A 20458-nucleotide genomic window follows, 5' to 3' on the forward strand; every position below is an offset into this window, starting at 1 on the left:
CGGCGGGCGCGGTTTGGATTTTCGCAAGGGAACGCGACCGTGCTTTGCCCCCGACAGAAATGCGCGCAAAATTGCCGGGCAAAACAGCCTTTCTTCTGATGCAGGGACAAACGCATGACGCTTGAAACCGCAGCCGAGCCATGGCTGGGAGATGCCGAAAAGTTCGACCCGGATGATGTTCTCAGCCGCCCGCTGATGGCCAATCTGGCGACCGTGACGCCTGACGGCGCGCCGCGCAACGCGCCGATGTGGTTCATCTGGGAGGACGCTGCGATCTGGCTGCTCGGCTCGACCGGGGCAAGTGCTGTCAAACACCTCGAACGTGACCCGCTGCGCCGTGGAGATCGTCCATTTCGACAATGAGGCCGGCATCCTGCTGCATCTCGGCCTGCGCGGCGTCGCCACCATCGAAGCGATGGCGCCGAACCGCTTCAAACGGCTGCTGCACAAATATCTCGGCCCGGAGGCGACCTGGAACCGCTGGTTCATCGACAATGTGGCCGACATCGACCATCCGGACGGGCGCCTGATCCGGCTCGCCCCGGAGAGCATCTTCACCAACAATGTGTCGTTCTTCAAAACCGGCCCCGAGCTGGCGTGGCCGCCGAAGCCGTAAGCAGCGCGTTATCGACTGGCACAATCGTGTCGCATTGGTCAGCGGCAAGGCCTCGTGGTAAAAGCCGCCCCGACCCGGAGTTTTTGCGATGAACAAATTCACCCCCGCGACGAGCAACAAATTCGCACCGGCAAAGCCCGCCGGTGCGCGCAGCGTCGACGAGATCACCGGCAGCCGCCGCTTGCGGCGCATGCGCAAGGCCGACTGGTCGCGCCGCCTGGTGCAGGAAAACCGGCTTACGGTGAACGATCTGATCTGGCCGATCTTCGTGATCGACGGCAAGAACACGCGCGAGCCGATCGCCGCCATGCCCGGCGTCTTCCGCCTGTCGCTGGACCTCGCCGTCAAGGAGGCCGAGCGGGCCGCTAAGCTCGGCATTCCGGCGATCGCCACCTTCCCCAATGTTGAACTCAGCCTGCGCGACCAGACGGGATCGCACATCCTCGACCCGGAAAACATCATCAACCGCGCCACCCGCGCCATCAAGGACGCGGTGCCGGAGATCGGCATCATCACCGATGCGGCGCTCGACCCGTTCACCTCGCACGGCCATGACGGCATCTTGCGCGACGGCATCATCGTCAATGACGAGACGGTGGAACAGGTGACCGCCGCGGCCGTCATCCAGGCGGCGGCCGGCGCCGACATCATCGCGCCGTCCGACATGATGGACGGCCGCATCGGCGCCATCCGCGACGCGCTCGACGCCAATGGTTTTCAGGATGTGGCGATCATGTCCTATGCGACGAAATTCGCCTCCGCCTTCTACGGCCCCTACCGCGAGGCGGTCGGCACCGCCGGCCTGCTCAAGGGTGACAAGAAGACCTACTATCTCGACCACGCCAATTCCGACGAAGCGGTGCGCGAGGCCGAGCAGGACATCGCCGAGGGCGCCGACATGCTGATGGTCAAGCCCGGTCTGCCCTATCTCGACATCATCCGGCGGTTGAAGGACGAGTTCCAGATGCCGACCTTCGCCTACCAGGTTTCGGGCGAATATTCGATGATCAAGGCGGCGGCTGCCAATGGCTGGATCGACGGCGAGAAAGCGATGCTGGAATCGCTGCTCGCCTTCAAGCGCGCCGGCTGCGACGGCATCCTGACTTACTTCGCGCCGGAAGTGGCGCAGATGCTGAAGGGATAAATTTCACTCCAGCACATAACTCTCTTTGACATTTCTTGTTTCGAAATCCAGCCGACCGCTCCCGTAAACCGACATGTCTTGGAACAAGTCGGGATTCTTGATGCCTGCTTCAACACAGGCTTCTCTCAATTTGGGGGTGCAAATGACAATGCCCATGTTCTTCTGTTTGAAGATATGCGCATCGCCAACAATCTCCTCCTTGAAATAGAAGCAGGCGCCTCCGGCGCGGTCGTAGTGGACGCCTCCATTCTCGCCGATCAAAAGCCTAAACTTCGACGATTCGAGATCCACGGCATCAATCTTGCGAACGATGTCGCAAAGGTAGTGCTTTGGTTCGATCGGCTTTCCGCTCAAATAGAATACGTCGCAGTCGTTAAACACGACCCCATCGGGGTCGACTGACTGCAGAACGTCCTTCAGGCGCTCGGATACAAGCCAGTAACAATGAAAATCTTCTAAGTCTTTTGGTGGCCTGCAATAGTCTGTCGCTTCAGGCCGTAGCCTGGGCGTCTCCGGGTACTCAGGAAAGCCGTATCCCCCAAACTCCGTCGGCCCGAGCAGTATGCGGGATGGCGGCACCAAAGCTTGGGCGTTTTCCAGCTGAAGACAATGGGACCCGCCGCGATATGTCGGTCCGATCTGGAAGAATCCTCCATGTTTCTTGAATTTCGCCTCTTTGCGGAAAACCCGCTCTGGGACTTGAGCTGGCCTATTCTGCGGGCGGTTCCGGTTGGCAAACAGTTTTGCAATGAGTGAAATAATGGTCACGTGCGCGCCTGCTCAGTTTACCGACTTTCGAGTTCAAGACTAAATCGCGTGAGAGTACCCGTCCACCTGCTTCGCGCCGGAAGTGGCGCAGCTGCTGAAGGGTTAGCCGGAACCTGGATGCTCCGGGTTCCGGCTTTTCCTCACGCCTTTGGCAAATAAGGAATCGTTCCGGCGAGATCGGTATCGTCGATCAGTTGGAAGCGGCTGTCGCTGCCCTTCTGACGCTCCGCCACAAACGGAGCGTATTGCGGATCGTTGGTGAAGGCTTCGGCTGCCTTTGCCGACGGAAACGCCATGATGGCGATCAGGCTGGTGTCGAGCGGCTTGCCCTCCAGCGTCTTCACATTGCCGCTGCGGGCGAGATACTTGCCGCCATGCTTGTGGACGAGGTCATGCACCGAAGCGGCATAGGCCGGCACCCATTTGTCGTCCTTCACCTTGATGTCTGCGATCACGTAAACGGTCATTGTCCAACTCCTCATGGATCGGCACCGGACTGCCCGGTGACGTGACCGCTGCCTCGCATGGCGGCGCCGGACCGCTCCAGTCACAGAACTGTACCGGGGGTGCCAGTACAGCTTCTGTACTGGCTGAACTCAGGTTTTCTGAATAAGGTCCGGCAACATCTTTTGGAGCTCACCACATGACACAAGCCGGTTACAAGCAATTCTGCCCGCTCTCCATGGCCGCCGAGCTGCTCTGCACACGCTGGACCATGGTGCTGCTGCGCGAACTGGTGGCGGGATCGACCCGCTTCAACGATTTGCGCCGCGGCGTGCCGAAAATGTCGCCAACCCTTCTGTCGCAACGGCTCAAGGACCTCGAGGCCGGCGGCATCGTCGAGCGGACCGAGATCGCGACCGAGAAGGGCGTGTTCGAATACCGGCTGACCGAGGCGGGCCGGGATTTGCGCCCGGTTGTCGAGGCGATGGGGTTTTGGGGCCAGAAATGGGTCGAGGCCAGGCTGTCGCTCAAAAACCTCGATCCGTCGCTGCTGATGTGGGACATGCGGCGCAATCTGAACCCCAGTCCGCTGCCGGACGGGCGCACCGTGATACAATTCCTGTACCATGACCTGCCGGCGTCAAAACGATCGTGGTGGCTGATCGTCGAAAAGCAGGGCGAGGTCGATCTTTGCTGGTACGATCCGGGCTTCGACGTCGATCTCTACGTCTCGACCGATCTGTGCACCATGACCTCGATCTGGATGGGGCTGACGACAGTTCACAAGGAACGCGACAAGATCAGCCTGACCGGCGATCTCGACGTCGCCGGCAAGATGCAGATCTGGCTTGGGCTCAGCCCGTTTGCGGTGATGCCGAAGCGCGTGGCGGCTTGAGGTCCCTGCGCATTCCACAGATCGCTTGCCTCTAAAAATACTAGTTGCAAAATGCAATCAGTTTGAATACTGATTGCAAATCACAACTGGTCACCAAAGGGAGTCTTCCATGTCCAAACTGCGCGTCAATGCCTTCACCTTGTCGCTCGACGGTTTCGGCGCCGGTCCTGACCAGGACCTGCAAAATCCGCTCGGCGTTGGTGGCGAAGATCTGCACAAATGGATGACCGGCACCCGCACCTTCCACGAGATGGTCGGCAAGGATGGCGGCAGCACCGATGTGGACGACCGGTTCACCGTCCGCAGCTTCGACAATGTCGGCGCCTGGATCCTCGGCCGCAACATGTTCGGCCCGATCCGCGGCGAATGGCCGGATGAGAACTGGAAGGGCTGGTGGGGCAACAACCCGCCCTATCACGTGCCGACCTTCGTGCTGACCAATCACAAGCGCGACCCCATTGTGATGGAAGGCGGCACCATTTTCCGCTTCGTTACCGGCGGCATCCACGCCGCGCTCGAACAAGCAAAGGCTGCGGCCGGCGGCAAGGATGTCCGCGTCGGCGGCGGCGTTTCCACTATCCGGCAATATCTCAAGGAGAAGCTCATCGACGAGTTGCATCTGGCTGTGTCGCCAGTGTTGCTCGGGAGGGGCGAGAGCCTGTTTGCCGGGCTGGATATGCTGAAGCTGGGTTACCAGTGCACCGAGCAGGTGGCGACAGCGCTCGCCACGCATGTGACGATCAAGCGGGTGTAGTGGCGAAGTGACAGGCGCAGGCTTCTTTCTCCCCGTTCTACGGGGAGAAATGCCCGGCAGGCAATGAGGGGCAGCGCTGCTTTTGGAGGTTAGCAGCGTCCGACGACTGTGAATTCGCCGATGCCGGCGCTGCCCCTCATCCGCCCTTCGGGCACCTTCTCCCCGTGAAACGGGGAGAAGGAAAAGTGCTCAATACTTCTCCGGCACGTAAAGCTCGCGCGGCAGGACCTGGCGCTCGTACTCCGGGTTGAACACCCGCTCGGGCAGCGTGATTTCTTCGTGCGGCACGTCCTCATAGGGCAGCTGTTTGAGGAGATGGTCGATGCAGTTCAGCCGCCCCCGCTTCTTGTCGTTGCCTTCGACGATGTACCACGGTGCCTCTGGGATGTTGGTGCGGGCGAACGTCTCTTCCTTGGCCTTGGTGTACTGCTCCCAGCGCACGCGCGACTGCAGGTCCATCGGCGACAGCTTCCACTGCTTCATCGGATCGTGGATGCGCATCATGAAGCGCATCTGCTGTTCCTCGTCGGTGATCGAGAACCAGTATTTGACCAGCGTGACGCCGGAGCGGACCAGCATGCGCTCGAACTCCGGCACGTCGCGGAAGAACTCTTCGACCTGATCGGGTTCGGCAAAGCCCATCACCCGCTCGACGCCGGAGCGGTTGTACCAGGAGCGGTCGAACAGCACGATCTCGCCGCCGGCCGGCAGATGCGGCACGTAGCGCTGGAAATACCATTGTGACTTTTCGCGCTCGGTCGGCGCCGGCAGCGCCACGACGCGGCAGATGCGCGGGTTGAGGCGCTGGGTGATGCGCTTGATGACGCCGCCCTTGCCGGCGGAATCACGGCCCTCGAAAACCACCACTAGCTTCTTCTTGTGGTAGGCAACCCAGGACTGCAGCTTGATCAGTTCCGACTGCAAGCCGATCAGGTCGCGGAAATACTGCATGCGATCGATCGACGGCGGATGCGCGTTCTTGTAGATCTTGGCGATCTCCAACGACAGCGCCGGCTCCGAGATTTCCAGCTCATAGTCCTCGTCGAGCGTGTCGGCGAGTTCGGCTTCCAGCCAATCCCTGGCCGCAGAATTCTGCTTTAGCTCATTCATTTCCACTGCTCCGCTTGCCGGCTGACATGAAACCCTGAGCCGACTTGATATAGGCCGGCAATGACGGTTTTATTGCAAGCCGCCGGCCAGCCGGTCTTCACTGCAAAGCAGCGAGGCATTGCCGATCCAGCGCCCTGGCATGGCGACAAGCCGCTCAAATTGTCCTACAAATAGCGGACCCGTTCGGGCTTCCCCGCCCTTTCCTGCTAAAACCGCCTCCCCACCAAAACTACGAGGATCAGACATGGAATACCGCACGCTTGGCCGTTCCGGCTTGAAAGTTTCGGCGCTGACCTTGGGAACCATGACCTTCGGCGGCAGCGGGCCGTTCGCTGCCGTCGGCAATTCCGATCTCGCGGAGGCCTCGCGCATCATCGACACTTGCATCGATGCCGGCATCAATCTCATCGACACCGCCAATGTCTATTCCAACGGTCTGTCGGAAGAGATCATCGGCGAGGCGCTCGGCGGCAAGCGCAAGAACGACGTGCTGATCGCCTCCAAAGCGCGCATGCGGATCGGCAAGGGCCCCAATGACGAAGGCCTGTCGCGCCATCATCTGATCCGCGAATGCGAGAAGAGCCTGAAGCGCCTCAGGACCGATGTCATCGACATCTATTTCCTTCACGAATGGGACGGCGCGACGCCGCTCGAGGAAACCATCGCCGCGCTCGACACGCTGGTTGCCCAGGGCAAGATCCGCTATGTCGGCTGCTCCAACTATTCCGGCTGGCAGGTCATGAAGGCGCTGGGCATCAGCGACAGCCAGCACCAGCCGCGCTTCGTCACCCAGCAGATCCACTACACGCTGGAAGCACGCGAGGCCGAGTATGAGCTCTTGCCGATCTCGGTCGACCAGGGCCTTGGCGTGCTGGTGTGGAGCCCGCTCGCCGGCGGCCTGCTGTCGGGAAAATACCGCCGCGACAGCCCGACGGCGCGCCAGATCGGCGGCTGGTCGGAACCGCCGATCCGCGACGAGGACCGGCTGTGGCGGATCGTCGATGTGCTGGTCGACATCGGTGCGGCACGCGGCGTTTCGGCGGCCCAGGTGGCGCTGACCTGGCTGCTCGGCCGGCCAGCCGTCAGTTCGCTGGTGATCGGCGCACGCAATGAGTCCCAGTTGAAAGACAATCTCGCCGCGGCAAGCCTGACGCTGTCCTTTGATGAACGCCAGCGTCTCGATGCCGTCAGCCGGCCGCCGGTGCTCTATCCCTACTGGCACCAGCAGTTCACCGCGAAGGACCGCTTCGGCCCGGCCGATCTGGTTATGGACCGCAGCGTCATCTGACTTAAGGGCGCCGGAGGCCGCTAGCCCGCGATAAACCGCCAGACCTGCGGATCGGTCTCGATCTGGCCGCTGAGCACGAAATATTTGTAGAGCACGAGCAGGCAGATCGCCTGCTCGGCCCGCTCGTCGGCGAATTTGCGGCAATAGGCGTTGGCCGCCGCAACGATGCGCTGGGCCTCGGCCGGATGTTTCTCGAGATGGTGCACGCGCTCGGCCAGATCGCTGAAGTCGGGCGCCAGCGGCACATAATGGACATCGGGCTCGAGCTGCCCTTCCGCGAACCAGGTCTCATAGGTCGGCGGCGGCATCAGGCAGAGCGAGTTCGAGCTCATGATCCATTTCAGATTGGTCGCGACATCATTGCCTTCGAGCGAGATGATATAGCGGTAGCGGCGCTGCTGATCGATGCTGAGATAGGGCTTGCGGTATTCCGCAGGTGCTGTCGCCCTCGGCGTGCCGACATCGCAGAACGGCAGATTGCGGGCTGCATCCAGCAACAAGGTGCGGATCGGATTGTTGAGTTCGCCGCGCCAAACGACGAGCGGATGCTTGTCGGCGAAGGCGACATCGTCGGCCGGCATGTAGAAATGACGGAACTTGTTCAGCTTGAACAGGACGCCGTTGCCGTTGTCGCCCGCTATCGGCCGGTCCTTGACGATCGACGGCATCTTCGGCACTTCGATGACGTCGCCGAATTCCAGGTCGATGCGCAGATCTGGGTCGAAATAACGGGTGAACTCCTTCAGATCGTAATAGTACATGCTGCGGTCCGACGGCAGCCGGCTGACCGGCACGGCCTCGGGGCTGGGGCTAAAAGGCTCCCGCAGCGTGTTGTAGTAATTGAGCCGCTGGCGGACCGATGCGTCGGAAAGCCTGGCCTGATCGAGCAGCCGGCCGAGCCGGCGCCGGAAAAGAACCGGCGGCGCGATGTCGCGCATGGCGTTGCGCGCATAGTAGATCAGCTTCTGTGCGTTTCTTTGAAGCGTGGCCATCGGTCGTTTTGATTCGAAATCGGTCGGCGGCGGCTCCAGCAACTGTCCCGCAGCCTTTTCTAAACCATTGTGTTCGCCATCACGCAAGTCCAGAACCGCTGGCATCTGCCCTCGCGGCGCTGTTGTGTTTGCCGGCCAATGCTTCTAGGCAGGATCAGGCACAGCGAAAGGAAACGATATGGCTCGACCACCGAATTACGGTCAGGAACGCAAAGAGCGCGACCGGCAGAAGGCCGCCAAGAAGGCGGAGAAGCTCGCCGCCAAGGTCGCGGCCAAGGAGCGCGCCGAGCCTGAGAACGAGGCAAGTTCCAAAACCGACACCGAGACAGAAAAATAGGCAAGACAGGATCACCGGCCCGCGAAACGGGCCGGATCCTGGCAAAATGCCGGTGTGATCAGGCCGATGTGATCAGGCCGGGGCCTTGTCGCTGACGAAGACGTTGACCTCGCGCGCGGCGGCGATGAAGGCGCGTCTTGCAATCATCGCCGGCTTGTCGCCGGCCAGCGCGTCATGGCAGGCCTGCAGCGCTTCGCGGTGCTTGGGGCTGCGCTTGCCGGGCCAGCTGTTGAGCAGGTAATCGGAAGCCTCGCGCACCGTACGCAAGAGCTGAGTGCTTCCCTCCGTGCCCGACTTAACGGTCACGGGTGTTTCAAATCGGTTGTTTTCCATGGCCGCCTCTTACGCCATCGGCGTCCGCGAAGCGAGGCCGAAAGCGGATCGCGACGGCGTTCTTTCGTTTTCGTGACCAGTATCAAGCGGCGACGACGGCAAAACCCCTGGCGCGTAGGCCGCGCCGGTCATTGTGCAACGACGTCACCAGGCGGGCGCGGCTGCCGGCTATATGGGCGGAAAGTCGCGCCGCCGCCGCATCGGCATCGCCGGCCCGCACCGCTGCCAGAATGGCGTGATGCTCGCTCCAGGCGCGGCCAAGGGCCGCCTCGTCGCGCACCTCCAGCCAGCGCGCCCGCGACAGCCGCGTCATGGCATCGCGCACGGCCCGAAACAGGAACTCGTTGCCGGAGAGCCGCGCCAGTTCGATATGGAAATCCATGCCGACGCGGTGCCATTCCTCGCGCGGCGTGGCAGTGTCGCAGGAGTCCAGCATCGCCTCGATGACATCGGCTGCGCTCCTGTCGGCCAGCGCCGAAGTCAGCCTGACCGCCGCGACCTCGACCGCTTCGCGGTACACCGCGATCTGTTCCAGTTCGGCAAGGTTGATCGGCGACACGGTCCAGCCGCGCCCGTCGCGGCAGATCAGCCCTTCCGTCTCCAGCCGCAGCAGGGCTGCCCTGACCGGCGTGCGCGAGGCGCCGAAGCGGCTCTCGATCCAGCGCTCCGTCAGCCGCTCGCCAGGACCGACCTCAAGGCCAAGGATCATCTCGCGAAGCGCTTTTTCGACGATCTGCATCTGCGACATAGTTGCTTCCATTGCTGGCGATCGGCCTTGCCCGTTGGTCTTGCCGATCACATTGAGAGCGCCTGATTGACAGCAGCCGGGCTTTGCGTCCATGAGGTACCAAGTTGGTATCCCAAAATGGTATCCGCAGCAAGCGGACAGGATAGGACATGCCGCAGGACAGTGCAGCGCAGGCCGCCGAAGCGCCTTCCACCTACAACATTCATTGGCGGCGCAACCTGCTCGTGTGCTTTGCCGGATCGTTCAGCACGCTTGTGGCGATGACGCTGTTGCTGCCGTTCCTGCCGCTCTATGTCGAACAGCTGGGCGCCGTGGGCCACGCGGCGATCGTGCAATGGTCCGGCATCGCTTTCGGCGCCACCTTCCTTGCCGCCGCCCTTGTCGCGCCACTGTGGGGACGGCTGGGCGACCGCTACGGCCGCAAGGTGATGCTGGTGCGTGCCAGTTTCGGCATGGCGATCTGCATGTCGCTGACCGGCATGGTGCAGACCGTCTGGCAATTGGTGCTTTTGCGCCTGTTGATCGGCTTTGCCGGCGGTTATTCCTCAGGCTCGACGATCCTTGTCGCCATGCAGACGCCGAAGGAGCGCTCCGGCTGGGCGCTTGGCGTGCTGTCGGCCGGCATCACCGCAGGCTCCCTGGTCGGCCCGTTGCTTGGCGGCGCGCTGCCGCCATTGATCGGTATTCGCGCCACCTTCCTCATCGCGGGCGGCGTCATTTTCCTGGCGGCGCTGGCGACGACGTTCCTGATAAAGGAGATGCCTCGCCCGCCAGTACAGGCAAAACGCGAGGAGAAACCAAAGGGAAGTTGGGCGCAGATCCCCGACAAACGCCCTGTCGTGGCCATGCTGGCGACCGGCATGCTGTTCACCTTCGCCAACATGTCGATCGAGCCGATCATCACCGTTTACGTCCAGCAACTGGTCGCGGAGGCAAGCCGGGTGACCCTGGTCTCAGGTGTCGTCATGTCGGCGGCGGCGCTGGGCGCCATCCTGTCGGCGTCACGGCTGGGCAAACTCGCCGACCGCATCGGCCACTGGAACGTCATCGTCGCATCGCTGGCCGTCTCGGCGCTGCTGTTGATACCGCAGGCCTTCGTCACCGAGAGCTGGCAGTTGGTCGGGCTGCGGTTCCTTATGGGTCTGGTGCTGGGCGGGCTGTTGCCCTGCATCACCAGCGTCATCCGCCACAATGTTCCCGATGGGGTCGGCGGCAATGTGCTGGGCCTGGCAATCTCGGCGCAATATGTCGGCCAGGTTGCGGGGCCGCTGCTGGGCGGCTTCGTCGGCGGCCATTTCGGCATGCGCGCGGTGTTTCTCGGCACGTCGTTGCTGATGGCGGGCGGTGCCGCGTATAATTGGCTGGCCCAGGCGCGCCGCACGCGCGACATGCTGGCGATATCGGAAAAATCCTGACAGACAGGTCGCGCCGCCTATCGTCAATCACGGAGCCCGAGACATGAGCATCGCCGAGTCAGCACCAGCAAACAGCGCGCGCATCCTCGTTTTCGCCGGCGGCATTGCCGGCGCGGCGGGCGTGGCGCTGTCGGCGGCATCAGCGCATCTCGGCGGCGCCTTCGTCGGCACGGCCGCATCCTTCCTGCTCATGCATGCGCCGGTGTTTTTGGCCGTCGGCCTCGCCGGCGCAAACCGGATCTTGCGGATCGGCAGCCTGGTGCTGCTCGTCGGGCTTGTTCTGTTCTGCGGCGATCTGCTGGCACGGGATTTCGTGGGATCGCGGCTGTTCCCGATGTCGGCGCCGATCGGCGGCACCTTGCTCATCGCGGGCTGGCTGGTGATCGCGGCCTCGGCGCTCGTGCGGCAACGGTCCTGACGAGCCAAGAACCCTGTCCCATCAGATATCACACGAGGCTTAATCCTGCCGGTTTTGCGGCAGCAGGTCGCGGTTGCGCTTGGCAGACTTGGTCGGCCGCCGCCTTTCCGGCTGCTCCGTGGCAGGCGAGATACCCCAGTAATTGCGATAAATGTCTTCGAACAGATGCTTCACGGGATGCATGTTCGTCTCCTCTTTAAGAACTTGAATCCATCCAATCAGCTGGCACGAAAATGCCGGGGCCGATCAGCTGCGCTTGCGTTTCACAAGGTATTGCAGGTCACGCCTCCACGGCCCGACCTTGTCGCGGCGCTTGCGGGTGGCGGCGTCGGAGACTATGCCCCAATCATTGCCGTAGATGTCTTCGAACAGATAATTCACGGGATGCATGGCACCCTCCTCTTGAATCGATCCAAGTTCTCGTTGGTGAAACTCTTTGGATCGATTCAAATATAGACCCTCTCCGTCGTCCGATCAAGGGAAAATTTGAACCGATCCAACGAAAGTGCTAAACAGGCTCCGGTTCAGGAGACGAAAATGACGGCATTGACCTCCGGCAAGACGAAATCAGTGCGGCTTGCCGACATCGCCAAGGCGGCCGGCGTCTCGCACGGAACCGCGTCCAACGTGTTCGCTCGCCCGGAAATCGTGCGCGAAGAGGTCCGCGAGCGGGTCAAGGCGGCGGCGGAAGCGATGGGCTATGCCGGCCCGGATCCCAAGGGCCGGCTGCTGCGCGCCGGCAAGGTCAACGCCATCGGCGTGGCAACGGCAGAACCATTGTCCTATTTCTTCGACGATCCCTTTGCCCGCGTCATGATGGCCAGCATTTCGCAGGCCTGCGACGCCACCGGCGCCGGAATTTCGCTGGTCTCGGCCGCCAACAGCGAGCAGCTCGCCTGGAACATCCAGAGCGCCCTGGTCGATGGCTTCATCGTGTTCTGCATCGAGGGCGGGTCGCGGCTGGTCGAACTGGCGCGCGAACGCAAACTGCCTTTCGTGGCGCTTGACCTCGATTCGGAAAATGAGGCGGTCGCTGCGATCGGCGTCGACAACGTCGCCGGCGCGGGTCTGGCGGCGCGCCATCTGGCCGAGTTCGGCCATCGCAGCTTTGCCGTACTCGCCCTGGAATCTGCCGACGCTGGCTTTGGTCCCGTCACGCAGGAGCAAGTCGAGACGACATCCCTCTACTCGGGCACACGCGACCGTCTGCGTGGCTATTTCGGCGAGCTCTCCCGCTTCGGCATCGACGTCTCGCAAGTGCCAATCTACGAAACCCTCAATGACGAGGCGAGCGTGCGGGCCGGCCTCGATCATATTTTCGCGCTGGCGCAGACGCCGACGGCAATCCTGGCCATGTCGGACAAGATCGCGCTGCATGCGCTCGACTGGCTGCGCGAGCGTAACATTGCCGTGCCGGGCGATGTGTCAATCGTCGGCTTCGACGGCGTACCGGAAGGCGCCGACTCCGAGCCGCCACTAACCACTGTCGCCCAGCCGATCGCCGAGATGGGCCGGCTGGCCGTCAAGGCGATCCTCGAAAATGACGGCTCGCAGCACCGGCAATTGCTGCCGGTCGATCTTGTGGTGCGGGGGTCGTCGGGCCCCTCGCCTGCTTAGCTAGGCGGCTGATGTGGGATCATCGGCTTAGCCTTGGCATCGCGGGCATGCCGAAGGTCTGGTGAACGGCTGGCGCTTCTTTGCGAACCGGCTTTTTGCCCAAGCCGATGCCGGACAGCCACTCAAGATAGAAGGCCAGCGCGAACTGCATGGCGATGCCGGCTGAAATCAGCAAGGCGTCATAGGCAAAGCCGCCCGGATTGATCAGCTTCATCACCTGCGCCGCCATGGCGATCAGCGTGCCGGCGAGGAACACCGGCAAGGAGCGCTTGCCGAGCAGCGCTAGCGGGTGATCCGGGCTGAGACGGAACAGGTTCGAGAAAGCCGGCAGGGCGACGATCAGATAGCTCACCGCCAATATGTGCAGGAGCCGCGGCAGCGAGAGGAACGTCTTGTCGAAGCCGCCGATCACCACGGGCAGGTTAAACCACGTTATCTCGCCCCAGAGCGGGCTGTGCACCCAGACCGCCGCTGCCGCGACATAGGTCGCCGCGGCGCCCACCAGCCAACGATTGACGGGAATTGTGCCGCCGCGCCTGACATGCAGCATGCCGGCAAGGCCGATGTTGAACAGGAATTGCCAGGACAGCGGGTTGAGGAACCAGAAGCCGGGCTCGGGATAGTTCGGCGGCGCGATCTGCCAGAGGCCGGCGGCAAGCCACAGCGCGCCGGAAAAGACCAGCGCCGACAGCGGCCGGTAGCTGACGAAGAGCAGGAAGAGCGGCGCCATCAACAGCAGCGCCGCATAGACCGGCAAAATGTTGTTGTAGCCAAGCTGGTGGCCGAGCGTGACAATGCCGATCATGACCTCCGGCGTGTTCTTCATCAGCGGTTCGATGTTGATCAGCTTGAGCAGTTCCGGCCGCCGGCCGTACACCGCCGCGGCGCAGAACAACGCCATCACAACCATGGTGGTGACGATGTGGGCGCTGTAAAGCACGCCGGCCCGGCGCCACATCTTCAACATCGCCAGCAGCCGGCCGCCCGGCTGGAACTTGTTGCCATATGCGAGTGCGACCGACATGCCGGAAATCAGCACGAAGGCTTCCGCCGCGTCCGAGAATCCGAAATTCTTGTAGGTCAGCGTTTCGAAGACGGTGCCCGGCACGTGGTCGATATAGATGGTCAGGAGTGCGAGCGCACGGAACACGTCAATGCGCGTGTCGCGATCGGGCATACGCGGAGCGCGATCGGCGATACGCGGAGCGCGATCGGGCGGAACTGGCAGGGTCATCGACAAAAGGCCTCAAAGGGAGAGCAAGGCTGCTCGCGTTGTTCGTGCCGGGATGCGGCCATCGGCGCACACCGCTTCGATTCCTCCCGCAGGGAGCGTATCGGCGCAGAAACGGTCTGAAATGAGCCTGTTGCAATCACATTTCGCGGAGCGTGAAAATATTCCGTTTTGAAGCTGGCAAATGACCAATGTGTCCCGTTAAATCAATGAGATATGAGCGTGCATCGATATAACGACGAGAACGCCTTTCTGCATCAGGATCTGGCCTTTCCCTACCGCCTCCTCAAGCCGGAGAATGCCGGCGGCGAGAGCCTGTTTTTACTCCACGGATCGGGTGTCGATGAAACGACGATGGTGCCGATTGCGAGGCAGATCGCCCCCAACGCCACGCTGGTCGCGGTGCGTGGCCGCATCCGCCAAGAAGACGGCTTCCGCTGGTTCGAGCGGATCACGCCGACCAGTTTCGAACAGGCGAGCATCCGTGCCGAAACATTGGCCTTTGCCGCCTTCGCAAGCGAGGCCGCAAAGCGCCACGGGCTCGACCTCGCCCGGGCGACTTTCCTCGGCTATTCCAACGGCGCCAATCTGGTTTTCAGCCTGATGCTGCTCAACTCCGGCCTCGTCCGAAACGCGGCGTTGCTGAGAGCAATGCCCGTGCTTGACGATGCGCCGGCAACCGATCTGACCGGAACGCGCGTCCTGATTGTCGCCGGTGCCGCCGACGAGACCTACGGGCCGTTTGCGCCGCCACTGGTGAGGCTGCTCAACAAACATGGCGCCGAGGTCGATGCGCGCATCGTGCCTTCAGGTCACGAAATCGGCGACCCAGATGCCGCCATCGTCCGGCAATGGCTTGCGGGACCAGCATTGGTCGCACGGCAGGCAGGCTAAGAGACCTTGGTAGATCGCATCGGCGCCCGCGCGGAACGGCTGAGCAGATGCTCGTCGCCTAGCCCTGTCCCATCCGGTTCCAGGCATCGAGCCCGGCGATCTTGTAGGCTTCGGCCAGCGTCGGATAATTGAATGTGTTGTTGACGAAGAAATCAACCGTGCCGCCGAGGTTGATCACCGCCTGGCCGATATGGATCAGTTCGGTGGCGCCTTCGCCGACGATGTGGGCGCCGAGCAGGCGGCGCGTTTCGACCGAGAACAGCAGCTTCAGAAAGCCGGAGTTGACGCCCATTATGTGGCCGCGCGAGGTTTCGCGGAACCGCGCCAGGCCGACTTCATAGGCAGCGCCGCTCTCGCGCACCTGCTCCTCCGACTGACCAACGGTGGAGATTTCCGGCACGGCGTAGATGCCATAGGGGAAGGTTTCCGGCGGCGGTGGCAGTTGCACGCCGAAGGCGTGGCAGGCGGCCACCCTGCCCTGCTCCATCGATGTCGAGGCAAGGCTGGGGAAACCGATGACGTCGCCGGTGGCATAGATGTTGGGCGCACTGGTCTGGAAGGTCTGCGGATCGACCTTGATGCGGCCCCGGGAATCGGCCTCGATGCCGACCACGTCGAGGCCGAGGCTGCCGAGATTGCCGCTGCGGCCGGCGGCGTAAAGCACGATCTCGGAGCGGATGGTGCGGCCATCGGCGAGCGTCACTTCGGCATAGTCGGGTTTTGAGACGATTTCCTTGACCGTACTGCCGAGGCGAATGGTCATGCCGCGGTCGCGCATCTGGTGGATGAAGTCGTCGACGATCTCGCGGTCGACGAAATCGAGGATGGTGTTGCGCGGCTCCACCAGCGTCACCGGCACGTCGAGCGCCGAAAAGATCGTCGCATATTCAACGCCGATGACGCCGGCGCCGATCACCGTCAGCGTGCGCGGCAGATGGTCGAGTTCCAGCATCTCGTCGCTGTCGAAGACGCGGACCTTGTCGAAGGGCACGTCGCGCGGCCGATGCGGCCTGGTGCCGACCGCGATCAGCGCATTGGTGAAACCAACCTCCGAGTAGTCGCCATTGTCTGCCGTCAGGCTGACCTTGTTTGGGCCGACGAATTTCGCCATGGCGCGCACGCTTTTGACGGCGTTGCGCATAAACTGGTGCTGCAGCACCTCGACCTCGTGGTCGAGCGTCTTGTGCAGCCGCTCGACCAGGTCGGCGATGGAGATGTCCTGCTTGACCCGGTAGCCGCGGCCGTAAAAGCCCCGCTCGCGCCAGCCGGACAGGTTCAGCACCGTCTCGCGCAGCGTCTTCGACGGGATGGTGCCGGTGTGCACCGAGACGCCGCCGAGGCGCCGGCCCCTGTCGACCACCAGCACCGATTTGCCGAGCTTGGCCGATTGCACCGCGGCGCGGCGCCCGGAAGGGCCGCTGCCGATGACCAGCATGTCGTAATCCATGTAACCCCGTCCCCTCGGCGTCTTGTTGCGCCGCAGCAAGCTAACGCCATCCGTCCACCAAATTCAATCGGCTCAACCGCGTCACACTGCCGAGCAGGACCGATGGACGAACCGATCTTGATTCCGCCCGCGGTCTTCACCATTTCAGTGGCGGCGCACCCTAGCGTGGCGCCTGTTGCGAGGACATGACATGAACGCGCGCGTACTTGACGGCGAAATCATCACCAGCAGGCTCGACGACGTCAGGGCCTATGACGGTGTGCGCACGCGGCGCATCCTGGCCTTCATCATCGACTATTGCATCGTGGCGCTGCTCACCATTCCGTTCGCGATCCTGGTGGCCGTGCTTGGCCTTTTGACATTCGGTCTTGGCTGGGCGCTGTATTCCATCCTCGTGCCGGCGGTCGCCATTCTCTACATCTGGAACACGCTGGGCGGTCGCAACCAGGCCACATCAGGCATGAAGATGATGGGCATTCGGCTCGATCGTCTCGACGGCAGCCGTATCGACGGCCTCACCGCCGTTGTCCATTCGGTGCTGTTCTGGGCGAGCACGGTCATCCTGACGCCGCTCGTCCTCCTGGTGACGCTGTTTTCCGATCGCAAGCGCACACTGCACGACCTGCTGCTTGGCACGGTCGTCAGCCGCAGCGACCGTTGAACCGGCGTCCAACCGACGCCAACAGGCATTTGTGCGCAAATGTGAAGGGGTCCGTTCAACCCCGCCTTCACAATCCTGTTGAATTTTTCGCCAGCCAAGCCAAAGGTAGAGCGATTCGCAGGAGTGTTCCCAAGGTTCGATGACGCACCATCCGACCCAGTCGCCGCAGTTCTTCCTGACCGCGCCATCGCCGTGCCCGTATCTCGAGGGCCAGTTCGAACGCAAGGTGTTCACGCATCTGGTCGGCGACAAGGCGCCGGAGATGAACGATCTGTTGACGCAAGGCGGTTTCCGGCGCTCGCAGAACATCGCTTACCGTCCCGCCTGCGAGACCTGCCGCGCCTGCGTCTCGGTGCGTATCCTGGCGCAGGAGTTCACCGCCAGCCGCAACATGAAGCGGGTGATCCAGCGCAATTCCGATCTGATCGGCGCCATGCACGACGCGCAGCCGTCGACCGAGCAGTATTCGCTGTTTCGCGGCTATCTCGACGCTCGCCATCGCCGCGGCGGCATGTCCGACATGACGGTGCTCGACTACGCCATGATGGTCGAGGATACCCATGTCGACACCAAGGTGATCGAATACCGGCGCCGCGGCCCCGACACATTCATCACCGGCAAGGGCCAGGGCGAGCTGATCGCCGTGGCGCTGACCGACAAGATGGCCGATGGCCTGTCGATGGTCTATTCCTACTTCAATCCCGAGTTCGAGGACCGTTCGCTCGGCACCTTCATGATCCTCGACCATATCGCCCGCGCCCGGGCCATGGGCTTGCCCCATGTCTATCTCGGCTACTGGGTCAACGGCTCGCGCAAGATGAACTATAAAATGCGCTTCATGCCGCAGGAGCATCTCGGCCCGAAGGGCTGGGAACGCTACGACCACGAAGCGGTCACGCGCTGATTTTTCTTCTTACCAAATCCTGATCTAAACATTTTCAGCCGAGACGATGCTGGTCTTTCCGCCCGTTGGCGGGGCGATTGCGCCGACCGGCATCTGCTCAAATCATTGCGAAAGCCGTTGCATGTCCTCTCACAATGCCCACACCAAAGGACTTCTGCTCACCGCGCTTGGCGGGCTGGCGCTGACCATCGACATTCCCCTGATCCGGCTCGCCCATGGCGAAGCCTGGACGATCCTTTTGCTGCGCACCGGCTGCACCTTCGTGGCGGGGCTGATCGTATGGGCCATCTGGCGCTCGTTCAGCAAGAATGCTCCGCAGCTGATACCCGGCTGGTCGGGGCTCGTCGTCGCCACCCTCTACGGGCTCGGCGCAATCGCCTTCATCACTGCCGTCTACAACACCTCGACCGCCAATCTGGTTTTCATCCTGGCCTTCTCCACCATGTTCTCGGCGCTGCTGTCGTGGCTGTTCCTGAAGGAGCGACCGCAGCCGCTGACGCTTGCGGCAATGGCGCTGATGATCGTCGGCATCGCGATCATCGTCGGCGATTCCGTCGGCACGGGAAATCTGTTCGGCGATGTGATGGCGCTGTGTTCGGCCTTGGCGATTGCCTGCGCCATCACCGTTTCACGCGCCAGCGGCAGGGATATGGGATTCACCGCGCTGACCGGCGTCCTGCTGCCGTTCGGGCTGGCGGCGCTCATGGTCTCCAGGACCGGTTTCCAGGTGGAAGCGCCATGGTGGATCGTTTTCAACGGCGCCGTCATCATGCCGTTCGCCTTCTTCTGCCTGGCCAACGGGCCGAAATACATTTCAGGCCCGGAAGTGGCGATGTTCTATCTCCTGGAAACGGTTCTGGCGCCGGTCTGGATATGGATGATCTTTGCCGAGGCGCCGTCGCGCAACGGCCTGATCGGCGGCGTGATCCTGATCGTCACGCTGGTCGCGCATTCCCTGTGGCAGCTGCATGAGGGGCGCAAGCGCCGGGCAGCACTTGCTGTCGCTTACCCAGCCTGACTTTTCTTCGCCGGGCCGGCGACAATCTCGATCTGCGGCGGCCCGCCTTCGAGCTCGGCGACGGCATCTGGAACGGTGTCTTCGGCCAGTTCCACCTCGCGCAGCCATTCGCGCCATATCGCCACCAGCAGCGCCATCAGCACGGGGCCGATGAACAGGCCGAGAAAGCCCATCGTCTTGACGCCGCCGATCAGGCCGAAAAAGGTGGGCAGGAAGGGCAATTTGATCGGTCCGCCGACCAGCTTCGGGCGCAAGGTCTTGTCGACGATGAACAGTTCCACCGCGCCCCAGATGAACAGCGCCAGACCCGCCATCGGCGAGCCGCTGGCGGCGAGGTAGATCGATACAAGCGTAAACGACAGCGGCGCGCCACCGGGGATCAGCGCCATCACGCCGGTCAATGCGCCCAGCGTCACCGGCGACGGCACCCCGGCCAGCCAGTAGGCGATCCCGAGCACCAGCCCCTCGCCGATGGCGATCACGGTCATGCCGGTAACGGTCGAGGAAATGGTCGCCGGCACGACGCGCGAAATCCGCTCCCAGCGCGTCGGCAGGATGCGTTCGCCGAGCCGGTCGATCTGGCTGGCAAAGTGTTCGCCGTCGCGGTAGGCGAAGAACAGCGCGATCATCATGAACAGCAGCGTCAGCAACAGGCCGAAGGCGCTGCCGCCGGCAGCCAGCACGCCGCGATAGATGCTGCCGATATTGGCGCCGCTGACCAGCTGGATCAGCTCGCCGATGCCGCCGGGATGGCCGAAATTGTCGATCCACTGTTCGTTCAGCCACTCGCCGACGACAGGCAGCGAGGTGATCCAGTGCGGTGTGACCGCGCCGTGCCTGTTGGTCTCGATCGCCCAGCCCACCCATTCGCGGACCTCGTTGATGGCGTAGGTGCCGGCGAGCGCTATCGGCACCACCAGGAAGGCGAGGATGAACAGGATGGCGAGCGTCGCGGCGACGGTGCGGTTACCGCCGACACCGGCAAGCAGCCGGCGGTAGAGCGGCCAGCTGGCAAAAGCAATGACGAGGGCTGCCAGCACGGGAAACAGGAACCCGTGGAAGAAATAGACGCCGGCGGCGACGATCAGCACCAACAGCCAGCGCGCAGCCGACAGCGGCGGAATGACGGCGGATCGCAACGGTGTCGACAGGCCGAACAGGCGCTGCTGACGTTCCGGCTTCTGGATCTTCGCTTCCTTCAAACGGTCAATTCTCCCCAGCCTACACAGCGTTTATGCACTGTTATAGTGCCGCAATCGTGACGATAGTCCAAATGCCTTGGGATCTCCCCCTTGAGGGGGAGATGGCCGGCAGGCCAGAGGGGGTCGCCGCGCATGAAGCGCCAGCCTTCTCTGCCAGCGAAAGGGTGTCGTGTCAGGACGTACCGACCCCCTCTGTCGCCTTCGGCGACATCTCCCCCTCGA

The 20458-nt window shown here is 62.6% G+C and carries 25 protein-coding genes; 14 read left to right on the forward strand and 11 right to left on the reverse strand.

The window, feature by feature from the left end; translation table 11 throughout:
• The first annotated feature begins 114 nt into the window (after positions 1-114).
• From NLY33_RS23380 to hemB, 3 genes are all read left to right on the forward strand, one after another.
• Positions 115-363: a pyridoxamine 5'-phosphate oxidase family protein gene (locus tag NLY33_RS23380; RefSeq protein WP_245261198.1), complete on the forward strand. Its 249-nt coding sequence runs from the start codon at positions 115-117 to the stop codon at positions 361-363.
• On the forward strand, positions 323-616 hold the full coding sequence (locus NLY33_RS23385; protein WP_245260449.1) for a hypothetical protein: 294 nt from the start codon (positions 323-325) through the stop codon (positions 614-616). Before NLY33_RS23380 ends, NLY33_RS23385 begins: the two co-directional genes overlap by 41 nt.
• Positions 617-704: 88 nt before the next feature.
• Positions 705-1760 carry a porphobilinogen synthase gene (hemB, locus tag NLY33_RS23390; RefSeq protein WP_023693252.1) on the forward strand — a complete coding sequence of 352 codons (1056 nt, stop codon included), beginning with the start codon at positions 705-707 and terminating at the stop codon, positions 1758-1760.
• Positions 1761-1763: 3 nt separating this feature from the next.
• Here the strand turns inward: hemB and NLY33_RS23395 are convergent, their stop codons facing one another.
• Together NLY33_RS23395 and NLY33_RS23400 are read right to left on the reverse strand one after the other, a co-directional pair.
• Positions 1764-2528, reverse strand: a complete 765-nt coding sequence (locus tag NLY33_RS23395) for an imm11 family protein (protein ID WP_084565866.1) — start codon at positions 2526-2528, stop codon at positions 1764-1766.
• Between the two features lie 140 nt (positions 2529-2668).
• The gene (locus NLY33_RS23400; protein ID WP_023708674.1) at positions 2669-2995 is read right to left on the reverse strand and encodes a DUF1330 domain-containing protein; all 327 of its coding nucleotides are present in this window, start codon (positions 2993-2995) and stop codon (positions 2669-2671) included.
• A gap of 176 nt (positions 2996-3171) precedes the next feature.
• Here NLY33_RS23400 and NLY33_RS23405 point away from each other — a divergent pair, with 176 nt between their 5' ends.
• Both NLY33_RS23405 and NLY33_RS23410 read left to right on the forward strand, forming a co-directional pair.
• A complete protein-coding gene (locus tag NLY33_RS23405; RefSeq protein WP_023682403.1) occupies positions 3172-3867 on the forward strand; it encodes a winged helix-turn-helix transcriptional regulator in 696 nt (231 codons plus the stop codon).
• A gap of 109 nt (positions 3868-3976) precedes the next feature.
• A complete protein-coding gene (locus NLY33_RS23410) occupies positions 3977-4621 on the forward strand; it encodes a dihydrofolate reductase family protein (protein WP_023708675.1) in 645 nt (214 codons plus the stop codon).
• A 189-nt stretch (positions 4622-4810) separates the two neighbouring features.
• On the opposite strand, the gene ppk2 is transcribed toward NLY33_RS23410, so the two are convergent.
• On the reverse strand, positions 4811-5731 hold the full coding sequence (gene ppk2, locus NLY33_RS23415) for a polyphosphate kinase 2 (RefSeq protein WP_023705076.1): 921 nt from the start codon (positions 5729-5731) through the stop codon (positions 4811-4813).
• 244 nt (positions 5732-5975) lie between these two features.
• On the opposite strand from ppk2, the gene NLY33_RS23420 reads away from it, so the two are divergent.
• Positions 5976-7019: an aldo/keto reductase gene (locus tag NLY33_RS23420; RefSeq protein ID WP_023689518.1), complete on the forward strand. Its 1044-nt coding sequence runs from the start codon at positions 5976-5978 to the stop codon at positions 7017-7019.
• Positions 7020-7039: 20 nt separating this feature from the next.
• Here the strand turns inward: NLY33_RS23420 and NLY33_RS23425 are convergent, their stop codons facing one another.
• Positions 7040-8011 (reverse strand): glycosyl transferase family 90, encoded by a 972-nt coding sequence (locus NLY33_RS23425; RefSeq protein WP_023689519.1) that lies wholly within the window; start codon positions 8009-8011, stop codon positions 7040-7042.
• Between the two features lie 178 nt (positions 8012-8189).
• Between NLY33_RS23425 and NLY33_RS23430 the strand changes: the two genes are divergently transcribed.
• Positions 8190-8348 (forward strand): hypothetical protein, encoded by a 159-nt coding sequence (locus NLY33_RS23430; RefSeq protein ID WP_023673009.1) that lies wholly within the window; start codon positions 8190-8192, stop codon positions 8346-8348.
• A 72-nt stretch (positions 8349-8420) separates the two neighbouring features.
• Here NLY33_RS23430 and NLY33_RS23435 read toward each other — a convergent pair whose 3' ends face one another.
• Positions 8421-8654, reverse strand: a complete 234-nt coding sequence (locus NLY33_RS23435) for a DUF982 domain-containing protein (RefSeq protein ID WP_245259900.1) — start codon at positions 8652-8654, stop codon at positions 8421-8423.
• Positions 8655-8763: 109 nt separating this feature from the next.
• On the reverse strand, positions 8764-9429 hold the full coding sequence (locus NLY33_RS23440) for a GntR family transcriptional regulator (RefSeq protein WP_023689520.1): 666 nt from the start codon (positions 9427-9429) through the stop codon (positions 8764-8766).
• A 149-nt stretch (positions 9430-9578) separates the two neighbouring features.
• Here NLY33_RS23440 and NLY33_RS23445 point away from each other — a divergent pair, with 149 nt between their 5' ends.
• Both NLY33_RS23445 and NLY33_RS23450 read left to right on the forward strand, forming a co-directional pair.
• Positions 9579-10844: a multidrug efflux MFS transporter gene (locus tag NLY33_RS23445; protein ID WP_023705078.1), complete on the forward strand. Its 1266-nt coding sequence runs from the start codon at positions 9579-9581 to the stop codon at positions 10842-10844.
• Positions 10845-10887: 43 nt separating this feature from the next.
• Positions 10888-11262 (forward strand): DUF423 domain-containing protein, encoded by a 375-nt coding sequence (locus tag NLY33_RS23450; RefSeq protein WP_023673013.1) that lies wholly within the window; start codon positions 10888-10890, stop codon positions 11260-11262.
• Positions 11263-11301: 39 nt separating this feature from the next.
• Here NLY33_RS23450 and NLY33_RS23455 read toward each other — a convergent pair whose 3' ends face one another.
• Both NLY33_RS23455 and NLY33_RS23460 read right to left on the reverse strand, forming a co-directional pair.
• Positions 11302-11445 (reverse strand): hypothetical protein, encoded by a 144-nt coding sequence (locus NLY33_RS23455; protein WP_023673014.1) that lies wholly within the window; start codon positions 11443-11445, stop codon positions 11302-11304.
• Positions 11446-11508: 63 nt separating this feature from the next.
• Positions 11509-11652, reverse strand: coding sequence for a hypothetical protein (locus NLY33_RS23460; RefSeq protein ID WP_023705079.1), 144 nt, complete (start codon positions 11650-11652; stop codon positions 11509-11511).
• 147 nt (positions 11653-11799) lie between these two features.
• On the opposite strand from NLY33_RS23460, the gene NLY33_RS23465 reads away from it, so the two are divergent.
• Positions 11800-12879, forward strand: coding sequence for a LacI family DNA-binding transcriptional regulator (locus NLY33_RS23465; RefSeq protein ID WP_023705080.1), 1080 nt, complete (start codon positions 11800-11802; stop codon positions 12877-12879).
• A 19-nt stretch (positions 12880-12898) separates the two neighbouring features.
• Here NLY33_RS23465 and NLY33_RS23470 read toward each other — a convergent pair whose 3' ends face one another.
• On the reverse strand, positions 12899-14113 hold the full coding sequence (locus tag NLY33_RS23470; protein WP_023705081.1) for an OpgC family protein: 1215 nt from the start codon (positions 14111-14113) through the stop codon (positions 12899-12901).
• Positions 14114-14332: 219 nt separating this feature from the next.
• Between NLY33_RS23470 and NLY33_RS23475 the strand changes: the two genes are divergently transcribed.
• Positions 14333-15004, forward strand: a complete 672-nt coding sequence (locus tag NLY33_RS23475) for an alpha/beta hydrolase (RefSeq protein WP_245261200.1) — start codon at positions 14333-14335, stop codon at positions 15002-15004.
• Positions 15005-15062: 58 nt separating this feature from the next.
• On the opposite strand, the gene sthA is transcribed toward NLY33_RS23475, so the two are convergent.
• Complete coding sequence (gene sthA / locus NLY33_RS23480) at positions 15063-16451, reverse strand: Si-specific NAD(P)(+) transhydrogenase (RefSeq protein WP_023708676.1); 1389 nt, start codon at positions 16449-16451, stop codon at positions 15063-15065.
• 190 nt (positions 16452-16641) lie between these two features.
• Here sthA and NLY33_RS23485 point away from each other — a divergent pair, with 190 nt between their 5' ends.
• From NLY33_RS23485 to NLY33_RS23495, 3 genes are all read left to right on the forward strand, one after another.
• A complete protein-coding gene (locus tag NLY33_RS23485) occupies positions 16642-17112 on the forward strand; it encodes an RDD family protein (RefSeq protein WP_023673020.1) in 471 nt (156 codons plus the stop codon).
• A gap of 139 nt (positions 17113-17251) precedes the next feature.
• Positions 17252-18016, forward strand: a complete 765-nt coding sequence (locus NLY33_RS23490; RefSeq protein ID WP_023682417.1) for an arginyltransferase — start codon at positions 17252-17254, stop codon at positions 18014-18016.
• A gap of 121 nt (positions 18017-18137) precedes the next feature.
• Positions 18138-19034: a DMT family transporter gene (locus tag NLY33_RS23495; RefSeq protein ID WP_023705084.1), complete on the forward strand. Its 897-nt coding sequence runs from the start codon at positions 18138-18140 to the stop codon at positions 19032-19034.
• On the opposite strand, the gene NLY33_RS23500 is transcribed toward NLY33_RS23495, so the two are convergent.
• On the reverse strand, positions 19022-20236 hold the full coding sequence (locus NLY33_RS23500) for an AI-2E family transporter (protein WP_023693242.1): 1215 nt from the start codon (positions 20234-20236) through the stop codon (positions 19022-19024). The two genes, NLY33_RS23495 and NLY33_RS23500, sit on opposite strands and share 13 nt — an antisense overlap.
• Between the last annotated feature and the right edge of the window lie 222 nt (positions 20237-20458).

The organism is Mesorhizobium sp. C432A, assembly GCF_030323145.1.
Classification (GTDB): Bacteria; Pseudomonadota; Alphaproteobacteria; order Rhizobiales; family Rhizobiaceae; genus Mesorhizobium.

Bases quoted from the DNA above. Each gene is read 5' to 3' on its own strand.
- NLY33_RS23380 (WP_245261198.1), top strand. From the start codon at position 115: ATGACGCTTGAAACCGCAGCCGAGCCATGGCTGGGAGATGCCGAAAAG.
- hemB (WP_023693252.1), top strand. From the start codon at position 705: ATGAACAAATTCACCCCCGCGACGAGCAACAAATTCGCACCGGCAAAG.
- NLY33_RS23400 (WP_023708674.1), bottom strand. From the start codon at position 2,995: ATGACCGTTTACGTGATCGCAGACATCAAGGTGAAGGACGACAAATGG.
- NLY33_RS23405 (WP_023682403.1), top strand. From the start codon at position 3,172: ATGACACAAGCCGGTTACAAGCAATTCTGCCCGCTCTCCATGGCCGCC.
- NLY33_RS23410 (WP_023708675.1), top strand. From the start codon at position 3,977: ATGTCCAAACTGCGCGTCAATGCCTTCACCTTGTCGCTCGACGGTTTC.
- ppk2 (WP_023705076.1), bottom strand. From the start codon at position 5,731: ATGAATGAGCTAAAGCAGAATTCTGCGGCCAGGGATTGGCTGGAAGCC.
- NLY33_RS23420 (WP_023689518.1), top strand. From the start codon at position 5,976: ATGGAATACCGCACGCTTGGCCGTTCCGGCTTGAAAGTTTCGGCGCTG.
- NLY33_RS23425 (WP_023689519.1), bottom strand. From the start codon at position 8,011: ATGGCCACGCTTCAAAGAAACGCACAGAAGCTGATCTACTATGCGCGC.
- NLY33_RS23430 (WP_023673009.1), top strand. From the start codon at position 8,190: ATGGCTCGACCACCGAATTACGGTCAGGAACGCAAAGAGCGCGACCGG.
- NLY33_RS23440 (WP_023689520.1), bottom strand. From the start codon at position 9,429: ATGTCGCAGATGCAGATCGTCGAAAAAGCGCTTCGCGAGATGATCCTT.
- NLY33_RS23445 (WP_023705078.1), top strand. From the start codon at position 9,579: ATGCCGCAGGACAGTGCAGCGCAGGCCGCCGAAGCGCCTTCCACCTAC.
- NLY33_RS23450 (WP_023673013.1), top strand. From the start codon at position 10,888: ATGAGCATCGCCGAGTCAGCACCAGCAAACAGCGCGCGCATCCTCGTT.
- NLY33_RS23455 (WP_023673014.1), bottom strand. From the start codon at position 11,445: ATGCATCCCGTGAAGCATCTGTTCGAAGACATTTATCGCAATTACTGG.
- NLY33_RS23460 (WP_023705079.1), bottom strand. From the start codon at position 11,652: ATGCATCCCGTGAATTATCTGTTCGAAGACATCTACGGCAATGATTGG.
- NLY33_RS23465 (WP_023705080.1), top strand. From the start codon at position 11,800: ATGACGGCATTGACCTCCGGCAAGACGAAATCAGTGCGGCTTGCCGAC.
- NLY33_RS23470 (WP_023705081.1), bottom strand. From the start codon at position 14,113: ATGACCCTGCCAGTTCCGCCCGATCGCGCTCCGCGTATCGCCGATCGC.
- sthA (WP_023708676.1), bottom strand. From the start codon at position 16,451: ATGGATTACGACATGCTGGTCATCGGCAGCGGCCCTTCCGGGCGCCGC.
- NLY33_RS23485 (WP_023673020.1), top strand. From the start codon at position 16,642: ATGAACGCGCGCGTACTTGACGGCGAAATCATCACCAGCAGGCTCGAC.
- NLY33_RS23490 (WP_023682417.1), top strand. From the start codon at position 17,252: ATGACGCACCATCCGACCCAGTCGCCGCAGTTCTTCCTGACCGCGCCA.
- NLY33_RS23495 (WP_023705084.1), top strand. From the start codon at position 18,138: ATGTCCTCTCACAATGCCCACACCAAAGGACTTCTGCTCACCGCGCTT.